This window comes from Celeribacter sp. PS-C1 (assembly GCF_019429625.1).
In the GTDB taxonomy this organism is placed as follows: Bacteria; Pseudomonadota; Alphaproteobacteria; order Rhodobacterales; family Rhodobacteraceae; genus Celeribacter.
The window spans coordinates 491,767-499,873 of record NZ_JAHXRW010000001.1; the positions used below are offsets into that span (position 1 = coordinate 491,767).

The window sequence follows — 8,107 nt, forward strand, 5'->3', positions numbered from 1 at the left end:
CCTGATTCGTGGTTTTGCTTGATTTGAGCCGTCGAAACACGGAAAGTAGCATAAAAAATGAACCCGTTGAGCAGTTGAAGGAAGCCGACCATGTCCCGTATCGCCTTGGTAGACGACGACCGGAATATCCTCACCTCCGTATCCATGACGCTTGAGGCTGAAGGGTTTGAGGTTGAAACTTACAATGACGGCCAGTCGGCTTTGGATGCGTTTAACAAACGCTTGCCGGATATGGCCGTCTTCGACATCAAGATGCCGCGGATGGATGGCATGGATTTGTTGCAGCGCGTGCGCCAGAAAACCAACATGCCGGTGATCTTCCTCACTTCGAAAGATGATGAGATTGACGAGGTGCTGGGTTTGCGTATGGGCGCAGACGACTATGTGAAAAAACCGTTCTCCCAACGTCTTCTGGTCGAACGCATCCGCGCGCTTTTGCGCCGTCAGGAGGCCATCGCCGGCGTTGATGTCGTTGAGACCGAAGAGACCAAAGTGTTGGTGCGTGGCGAATTGGAAATGGACCCGCTGCGTCACGCGGTGAAGTGGAAAGGCCTCGACGTCACACTGACCGTGACCGAATTTTTGCTGTTGCAGGCGCTGGCACAGCGTCCGGGCTTCGTGAAGTCGCGCGATCAGTTGATGGATGTCGCCTATGACGATCAGGTCTATGTCGACGACCGCACCATCGACAGCCATATCAAACGTCTGCGCAAGAAAATGCGCTCCGTGGACGGAGATTTCTCGGCAATCGAAACGCTTTACGGCATCGGATACAGGTATAACGAGGAGTAATGACCCTGGCTTCCAGCATGGATCGTTCGGGCAAGTACAGGTCCGAGAACGCAGATGTCGTTCTCGGGGACGATTGGGTTGCGCCGCGCACCTCTGATGCGGAGCTTCGGGAAAAGCGCCGTCGTCGCAATTTCATTGCGGTGAACCGTTCGCCTTTGGCGCAGAAGATCATCACCTTCAATCTCGTCGCGATCATTCTCATGGTCTCCGGCATCCTCTATCTCAACCCTTTCCGCGACAGCCTCGTCCTGCAACGCGAAACGGCCATGGTTACGGAGGCGGCGCTTCTTGCCGATATGCTTGAGGTCACGGCCGGGGTGGATGGGCAACTCAGTGTCAGTGAGGGGTCCGACGATGTTGCGAACGTGCTTCAGGTTCTGGAACTTCCGCTCCGGGATAATGTCTACATCTTTGATCGAACCGGGTCGCTGATTGCCTCGACCGAGGGCATGCCGCGGGTCGCGCCGACCAATGTGGCCGGACTGCGCGAAGAAGGCCGTTCGACCGTCATCTCCGATTTCCTGAACAAAATCTGGTCGGCCATTACCTTTGCCAAAGGCAGCGCCCCTGAGGGTTTTCAAGATTACGGGGAACATGTCGCAGGACTTGCCTCACTGGCGCTTAACGATGAGATTCACGTCAACACCAGCGTGAATGCCGAAGGCTCCACGGTCTTTACCGTCGCTGCGCCGATCACTTTGGATGCAACGGGTGAAACGATTGGCGTGATCGGGCTTGTCTCCGCCAAGGGCGAGATCGACGATCTGGTGCGCGTCGAGCGCGAGCAAATCCTTCAAGTCTTTGTCATCGCCATTCTGGTGTCGATTGGTCTGAGCCTTGTGCTGGCCTCGACCATAGCCAACCCGCTGGCTGATCTGGCCGCTGCCGCCGAAATCGGGCGTGACAAGAACAGCCGCAAAGTTGCGCCGGGTCGTGTGCGCATTCCCGATCTCTCCGGTCGCCCGGATGAGATTGGTCGTCTGTCCTCGGCGCTTCGTGGCATGGTCTCCGCACTTTACGACCGGATCGACGCCAACGAACAGTTTGCCGCCGATGTGGCTCATGAGATCAAGAACCCGCTGGCGTCTTTGCGTTCGGCGGTCGGTTCGCTTCGGATGATCAAGAAAGAGGAGCATCGCATAAAGCTTCTCGATGTGATCGAACATGATGTGCGCCGCCTTGATCGTCTCGTGTCTGACATCTCCAACGCCTCGCGCCTAGACAGTGAACTGGTCAAGGAAGAGGAAGAAGAGTTCAACCTGATCCACATGCTGACGAACCTGATCGACTATCTGTCGCAGGAATCGCAGGAGAAAGGTGTCGAATTCATCGCGGATATGCCTGACAAGCCTATCATGATTTCGGGCCTCGAAGCGCGTCTGGCGCAGGTCTTCGTCAATCTGATCACCAACGCGATTTCCTTTTGTGAAAACGGGGATGCCATTCGCGTCTGGGTCCGCAAGCGGGATCATCGAGTGCTGATCGTTGTCGAAGACACCGGTCCGGGCATTCCGGAAGAGGCGCTGACGAAAATTTTCAAACGTTTCTATTCGGAACGTCCCGAGGGTCAGTTCGGCAACAATTCCGGCCTTGGTCTGGCAATCTCGAAACAGATCGTCGAGGCCCATGGCGGCGTGATCTGGGCCGAAAACATCCGCCCGACCGATGCCGATATCACCTCCGACCCACTGGGCGCGCGTTTCGTTGTAGGCTTGCCGGTGTGAGTGAAGATGCTTTGCGGGAGGAGGTAAATCTTCATGCCTCCTGTGTCGCACTTGGTGCTGAGAACGGGCTTTTGATCGTGGGGCCGTCGGGCAGCGGGAAATCTGCGCTTTGTCTGACGCTGATGGCCTTGGGGGCGCGGCTTGTGTCCGACGACCGCACACTTCTAAAGCGCGATCCTGACGCGAATTACCTCACCGCCGAAGCGCCTGAGACGATCGCGGGCATGATCGAGGCGCGCGGCTTCGGATTGCTCAAATCTGAGTGCCTTTCCCAAGTCCGTTTGCGGGGTGTTGTCGACATGGCACAGGTCGAAACAGAGCGCTTGCCACCCCGGCGTGAAAAGGCTCTCATCGGGGTCTCGATTCCCCTGTTTTACCGGGTCGATGGGCCGCATTTTGCCCCCGCCCTGATCCAATGGCTCAAAGGAGGCCGATGCGCGTGAGCTCGCCCGCAGGGATGCCGATCCCGCAATCGAAATCCCCCCATCGTGTTGTGCTTGTGACCGGTCCGTCGGGCGCGGGGCGTTCCACTGCGATCAACACGCTCGAAGATCTTGGCTATGAGGTCATCGACAACCTGCCGATTTCGATCCTGCCACGGCTTTTGGAAGGCGGCGGGCTGACCAAACCTTTGGCGCTGGGGCTCGATGTGCGCAACCGCGATTTCTCCGTTAACGGTCTGATCGAAGTGATCGACGATCTGACGCGCGACCCGAACCATGAGGCGGAAGTGCTCTACCTCGATTGTGCACCCGAGGTGCTGATCCGGCGCTATTCCGAGACCCGCCGTCGCCATCCACTGGCGCCCGCTGAAACCGCGCAGGACGGGGTGGCGCGGGAGATCGATCTTTTGGTGCCGATCCGAGCGCGGGCCGACATTTTGATCGACACCACCGAGATGACGCCCCATCAACTCCGCGACGAGATCGAGCGCTGGTTCGCCGAAGGGAGCGAGGCGGATATGGCGCTTTCGGTCCATAGCTTTTCCTACAAGCGCGGTATGCCGCGGGGAGTTGATATGGTCTTCGATGTGCGCTTTCTGTCCAATCCTTATTGGGACGAAAGCCTCAGGGGGCTTAATGGCACGGATCCGCGGGTTCAGGACTATGTGAAAAACGACCCGCGCTTTGACTCCTTCTTTCAGAAAATCCTGGAGTTGACGCTGTTGTTGCTGCCTGCCTATCGCGATGAGGGTAAAAAGCACCTTTCAATCGCCTTTGGGTGTACCGGAGGGCAACACAGATCGGTGACGCTTGCTGAAATTCTATCCAAAGCCCTTGCAGAACATAATTGGCAAGTGTCAATAAGACACAGGGAACTTGAACGCCGCCAGAGCGGCCTCTGACCGGGAATGCTTACGTGATCGGAATTGTGATCGTCGCACATGGGGGACTGGCCCGCGAGTATCTCGCGGCGGTTGAACATGTCGTTGGCAAACAGGTGGGTATCGAAGCGATTTCGATCGAGCCGGATCATGACCGCTCGGCCAAACAGCGCGAGATTTGCGCCGCCGCCGATGATGTCGACAGTGGCGATGGCGTGGTCGTGGTGACCGATATGTTTGGTGGCAGCCCGTCGAACCTGTCGCTTTTGGCTTGTCACCACAACGACCGCCGGATCATTTACGGCGCGAACCTGCCGATGCTGATCAAGCTGGCGAAATCGCGGCATAAAACGGTTGCGGAAGCGGTGGGCAATGCGCTTGATGCCGGACGAAAATATATCGACAGTTTCGACGTCCACGGGCGTTAAACGGGTCGGACAAGAATAAAGTCGAGGTGGGGAGATGGCGTCGGTTACGCGCACACATGAAATCGTGAATGTCAAAGGGCTGCATGCACGCGCCTCGGCGAAACTCGTTGAAGTGGTCGAGGAATTCGACGCGAATGCCGAAGTCGCCAAGGATGGGCTGAGCACATCTGGCGACAGCATTATGGGGCTTTTGATGTTGGCAGCCTCCAAAGGAACGACTATTGACGTCACGACGAACGGGCCGGAGGCGAACGCGCTGGCGGATGCCATCGAGGCCCTGATCAAGGACAGATTTGGCGAGGATATGTAAAGTGTCTCATCCCCCAAAAGATGGGCAAGACGACGTGACGGACATCCACGCTCCGAAACCTGGCGACGAGGATTTCGTCAAATACGACGCACGCCGCCTGTCCTATGCCGGGACGTTTTCCGATCCCTCGAAAGTTCTGATCATCCGCTCCATTGAATGGGTAACCGGCAAGCTGCCGCTTCTGCGCCGCATCCGTCGGTTCGAGAAGATGGGCACGCCGATGGGGCAGCCGTTCTTTAGCCAGGCGCTTGAGGTCATGGGCATCAAGGTGCAGACCCCGGAAGAGCAGATCGCCAAGATTCCCGCCACAGGTCCGCTGGTTGTGGTCGCGAACCACCCGCACGGCCTCGTTGACGGTCTGGTGATGGCGGAACTGATCGGCAAGGTGCGCACGGATTACAAAATCCTGACGCGCTCGCTGTTGACCGGCATTCGCGAGATCGACCCCTTCATGTTGCCGGTGCCTTTCCCGCATGAGCCCGACAGCCACCGTGCCTCGATCAAGATGCGCAACGAGGCGATGGAGACATTGAAAGCGGGTGGGGTGATCATTCTCTTCCCGGCAGGCGCCGTGGCTTCGTCTGAGGATTGGTGGGGCCCGGTGAAGGAAAAGCCGTGGAACCCGTTCACTGCCAAGATGGTGCTGAAGTCCGGCGCCACTGTGCTGCCGATTTACTTCCCAGGGCGCAACACGCGGCTCTATCAGATCGCGGACAAGATCGCGGCGAGCTTCCGTCAGGGGCTGTTGCTGCATGAGATCGCGCATGCGCTGGACAAGCCGCAGGCGCCGATCATCGGCGATCCGTTGACGCCAGACGATCTCAAGGATTGGCAGACGAAGACGCGCGAATTCATGGACTGGATGCGCTCTCATACGCTCGCTTTGGGCGGGCGCACGGACTAAAAAGTAATCGCTGAGATCAGACATGAAAAAGGGGCCAGCGCGGCCCCTTCTTTGTCTCTGATAAGCGCCCCAGTTTAGCGCGTCGGCACAGGCGTTTCGCCACGGTAATCGTAAAAGCCCCGCTGGGTCTTGCGGCCGAGCCAGCCGGCCTCGACATATTTTGTCAAAAGCGGGCAGGGGCGGTATTTCGTGTCGGCCAAACCGTCGTGCAACACGTTCATGATCGCGAGGCAGGTGTCGAGGCCGATGAAATCGGCCAGTTCCAGCGGCCCCATCGGATGGTTCGCACCCAGCTTCATCGACTCGTCGATGGATTTTACGGAGCCTACGCCCTCATAAAGCGTATAGACAGCTTCGTTGATCATCGGCATCAGGATACGGTTCACGATGAAAGCGGGAAAATCCTCGGCGCTGGCGGCGGTCTTATCCAGTGATTCGACCACCCCTAAAAGCGTTCTGTAGGTCTCTTCATCGGTGGCGATGCCGCGAATGAGTTCGACGAGCTTCATCACGGGCACCGGATTCATGAAGTGAAAGCCCATGAATTTCTCCGGGCGATCCGTGCGCGAGGCAAGCCGTGTGATCGAGATGGACGAGGTGTTCGAGGTCAGGATCGTCTCAGGTTTCAGATGTGGCAGAAGGCGTTCGAAAATCGCGTTCTTGACGTCTTCACGCTCGGTCGCCGCCTCAATCACCAGATCGGTCTGGCCGAGTTCCTCAAGGTTCAGTGTGGTGGAGATCCGGGCAAGCGCTGCATCTCGTTCATTTTCGGAGATTTTTTCGCGCGACACCTGACGGTCGAGATTGCGCGTGACCGTAACAACCGCATTGTCGAGCGCCTCTTGCGAGATGTCGTTCACCACCACGTTATAGCCCGCCAAAGCGAAGACATGCGCGATGCCGTTGCCCATCTGACCGGCGCCGACGATACCGACTTTCTTGATCTCCATCTCGCACTCTCCTTGGGCAAATTTGCAGTAAGTTTACGCCCCACATCGCGCCGGGTTCAAGGGGCAAGACAGGGGCGCTGACCTATAAAATTTTTAACGAATTGGCCATTTAGAGATTTCGAAACCTGTGTCTGCGACTCTCTGCTCTGGGTGAAATTAAACCAGTGGGTGGACACATGGCTTACCAAAATATGAGCGAAGGCTCTTTAAACTATACGCCGTGCCGGTACGGCAAATCGAAACTTCTGTTCCGGGGGCCGAAGAAAAAATTAGACGAGCCTTATGTGGCCTTTCTCGGAGGAACCGAGACATACGGGAAATTCGTCGACGTACCGTTTCCGACGCTCGCGGAGGCGGGGCTTGGCGCAACGACGCTCAATCTCGGCTGTGTGAATGGCGGCGTGGACGTGTTTCTGAATGATGAAACCGTGGCGGACATCTGCAAAAAGGCCAAGGTGACGGTGCTGCAGATGCCCGGCGCGCAAAACATGTCGAACCGGTTCTACGCGGTGCACCCGCGCCGCAATGACCGTTTCCTGCGCGCCTCGACCCTGTTGCGAACGATTTACCGCGAGATAGACTTTACCGATTTCAACTTTACTCGGCATCTTTTGCAAACGTTGGAAGTCACGTCGGGGGAAAAATTCGCCATGGTCCGGCAAGAACTGCGTGACGCCTGGGTGGCCCGGATGCGGACGATAGCAAGCAAGTTGCAGGGAAACTTGGTGCTGCTGTGGCTCTCCGGGCATTCCCCGGATGGCGTGGCCGCTTGTGATGCGATTGAGGGGGACCCGCTTTTTGTAAACCGTGAGATGATTGAAGCAATCCGCCCGCTGGTCAAAGACGTTGTCGAGGTGGTCGTGAGTCAGGATGAGATCGAGGCGGGTTATGAGAAGATGATTTATTCCGATCTCGATGCCCCCGCGGCGCGGGAAATGCTGGGGCCGATTGCCCATGCGAAAGCCGCCAGAGCTCTTCAGGATGCCCTTGCGCCTTATCTATAAAAGCAAGCCGGACATCAAAAGGCCCGCCAAACTGGCGGGCCTTTCGTGTTTCGTGACTTTGAAAGCTCAAAGCTTTTCAGTCAATTCTGGGACTGCGTCGAAGAGGTCTGCGACGAGGCCGAAGTCGGCGACCTGGAAGATCGGGGCTTCTTCGTCCTTGTTGATCGCGACGATCACTTTCGAGTCCTTCATGCCGGCGAGGTGCTGGATCGCGCCGGAGATGCCGCAGGCGATGTAGAGCTCAGGCGCCACGACCTTGCCGGTCTGGCCGACCTGCATGTCGTTGGGCGCGTAGCCCGAATCCACAGCCGCACGCGACGCGCCGACGGCGGCACCGAGTTTGTCAGCGAGCGCTTCGATGATCGCAAAGCTTTCCTCGGAGCCGACGCCACGGCCACCCGACACGATGACTTTGGCGGAGGTCAGTTCCGGACGGTCGCTTTCGACCACCTTGTCCTCGACGAAGGCCGACAAGCCTTTGTCGCCTGCGCCCGACACGGTTTCGACGGAGGCCGACCCGGAGGTACCAGCCGCGTCAAAGGTCGAGGTGCGGAAGGAGATGACTTTCGTCGCATCCGCGGATTTCACGGTCTGCACCGCGTTGCCCGCATAGACCGGACGTTTGAACGTGTCGGCGTCGACAACCTCGGTCACGTCCGAGATCACCATCA

At 57.7% G+C, this 8,107-nt stretch carries 10 protein-coding genes; 8 read left to right on the forward strand and 2 right to left on the reverse strand.

What is annotated here, in order from left to right:
- The first annotated feature begins 90 nt into the window (after nt 1–90).
- From J5Y17_RS02475 to J5Y17_RS02505, 7 genes are read left to right on the forward strand one after another with little or no spacing between them, the layout of a single operon-like run.
- Nucleotides 91–792 carry a response regulator transcription factor gene (locus J5Y17_RS02475; protein ID WP_219783609.1) on the forward strand — a complete coding sequence of 234 codons (702 nt, stop codon included), beginning with the start codon at nt 91–93 and terminating at the stop codon, nt 790–792.
- Nucleotides 792–2,516, forward strand: coding sequence for a sensor histidine kinase (locus J5Y17_RS02480; protein ID WP_255571803.1), 1,725 nt, complete (start codon nt 792–794; stop codon nt 2,514–2,516). The genes J5Y17_RS02475 and J5Y17_RS02480 overlap by 1 nt, the downstream gene beginning before the upstream one ends.
- Nucleotides 2,513–2,959: an HPr kinase/phosphorylase gene (locus tag J5Y17_RS02485; RefSeq protein ID WP_370628826.1), complete on the forward strand. Its 447-nt coding sequence runs from the start codon at nt 2,513–2,515 to the stop codon at nt 2,957–2,959. The genes J5Y17_RS02480 and J5Y17_RS02485 overlap by 4 nt, the downstream gene beginning before the upstream one ends.
- Nucleotides 2,960–2,979: 20 nt before the next feature.
- A complete protein-coding gene (gene rapZ / locus J5Y17_RS02490; protein WP_370628829.1) occupies nt 2,980–3,861 on the forward strand; it encodes an RNase adapter RapZ in 882 nt (293 codons plus the stop codon).
- 14 nt (nt 3,862–3,875) lie between these two features.
- The gene (locus J5Y17_RS02495) at nt 3,876–4,268 is read left to right on the forward strand and encodes a PTS fructose transporter subunit IIA (RefSeq protein ID WP_167600864.1); all 393 of its coding nucleotides are present in this window, start codon (nt 3,876–3,878) and stop codon (nt 4,266–4,268) included.
- 34 nt (nt 4,269–4,302) lie between these two features.
- Entirely contained in the window at nt 4,303–4,578 is a 276-nt protein-coding gene (locus tag J5Y17_RS02500; protein WP_219783611.1) for an HPr family phosphocarrier protein, read from the forward strand.
- 1 nt (nt 4,579) lies between these two features.
- Nucleotides 4,580–5,482: a lysophospholipid acyltransferase family protein gene (locus J5Y17_RS02505; RefSeq protein ID WP_370628827.1), complete on the forward strand. Its 903-nt coding sequence runs from the start codon at nt 4,580–4,582 to the stop codon at nt 5,480–5,482.
- 74 nt (nt 5,483–5,556) lie between these two features.
- Here the strand turns inward: J5Y17_RS02505 and J5Y17_RS02510 are convergent, their stop codons facing one another.
- Nucleotides 5,557–6,432 carry a 3-hydroxybutyryl-CoA dehydrogenase gene (locus J5Y17_RS02510; protein WP_219783612.1) on the reverse strand — a complete coding sequence of 292 codons (876 nt, stop codon included), beginning with the start codon at nt 6,430–6,432 and terminating at the stop codon, nt 5,557–5,559.
- Between the two features lie 176 nt (nt 6,433–6,608).
- Between J5Y17_RS02510 and J5Y17_RS02515 the strand changes: the two genes are divergently transcribed.
- On the forward strand, nt 6,609–7,436 hold the full coding sequence (locus tag J5Y17_RS02515; protein WP_219783613.1) for a DUF6473 family protein: 828 nt from the start codon (nt 6,609–6,611) through the stop codon (nt 7,434–7,436).
- 66 nt (nt 7,437–7,502) lie between these two features.
- Here the strand turns inward: J5Y17_RS02515 and J5Y17_RS02520 are convergent.
- Nucleotides 7,503–8,107, reverse strand: a 605-nt coding sequence (locus J5Y17_RS02520; protein ID WP_219783614.1) for an electron transfer flavoprotein subunit alpha/FixB family protein, incomplete at its 5' end; no start/stop codon positions are given.

Coding starts and splice junctions, on each gene's coding strand:
- J5Y17_RS02475 (WP_219783609.1), top strand. CDS start 91: ATGTCCCGTATCGCCTTGGTAGACGACGACCGGAATATCCTCACCTCC.
- J5Y17_RS02510 (WP_219783612.1), bottom strand. CDS start 6,432: ATGGAGATCAAGAAAGTCGGTATCGTCGGCGCCGGTCAGATGGGCAAC.
- J5Y17_RS02515 (WP_219783613.1), top strand. CDS start 6,609: ATGGCTTACCAAAATATGAGCGAAGGCTCTTTAAACTATACGCCGTGC.
- J5Y17_RS02480 (WP_255571803.1), top strand. CDS start 792: ATGACCCTGGCTTCCAGCATGGATCGTTCGGGCAAGTACAGGTCCGAG.
- J5Y17_RS02500 (WP_219783611.1), top strand. CDS start 4,303: ATGGCGTCGGTTACGCGCACACATGAAATCGTGAATGTCAAAGGGCTG.